The sequence below is a fragment of the Psychrobacter sp. 1U2 genome (assembly GCF_051847575.1).
In genome coordinates this window covers 1-529 of the sequence record NZ_JBPYDC010001769.1, presented here as the reverse complement: position 1 = coordinate 529, position 529 = coordinate 1, and the positions used below count along the sequence as shown (strand labels likewise).

Annotated in this window: 1 protein-coding gene; it reads left to right on the top strand. The window is 36.3% G+C overall.

Going from position 1 to position 529, the window contains the following annotated elements; genetic code table 11:
- Positions 1 to 176: 176 nt before the first annotated feature.
- A partial coding sequence (locus ACS8FD_RS24310; protein WP_439277729.1) for a protein-disulfide reductase DsbD domain-containing protein occupies positions 177 to 529 on the top strand: 353 nt, incomplete at its 3' end.

The window sequence follows — 529 nt, the reverse complement described above, 5'->3', positions numbered from 1 at the left end:
CATTATTGGTTGATATTTTTTATCAACACGAAAATCAGCCCTTCGTATATAGGGTGTCATACTAAACGTTTTGGCATTAAAGCCCTTTTCGTTTGATGTTTGATGTTAATACTATCGTCAGAATGGTTAAATTTTCACTATCAGTTATTTAAAGCAGCAATCAAAGGTAATTATTTATGTCAATTAAAACGCCAATAATAAAAACAGTCGCAATAAACAAAGGTACTTCTAAAAAGTCTAATGCGCTTGCAATTGCTATCATGAGCGCCTCATTGATGATGAGTTTATCAATGGTTTCTATGAGCGCTCAGGCTGTAGGTCTGGGCGAGCTGTTTGGTAATAAGAGTGCTGCAAAATCAAAGTTTTTGCCAGTAGATAAAGCTTTTCAAGTTGACAGTATTACTAACGCGACATCTAAAGGCACGCGTTTATCCATTACCTTTGATATTACCCCAGGTCATTACGTTTATAAAAACCAGCTTACTTTAAGTTTCCCTAAGGGTGTGAGCGCAACCCCGTTTACTTTTAG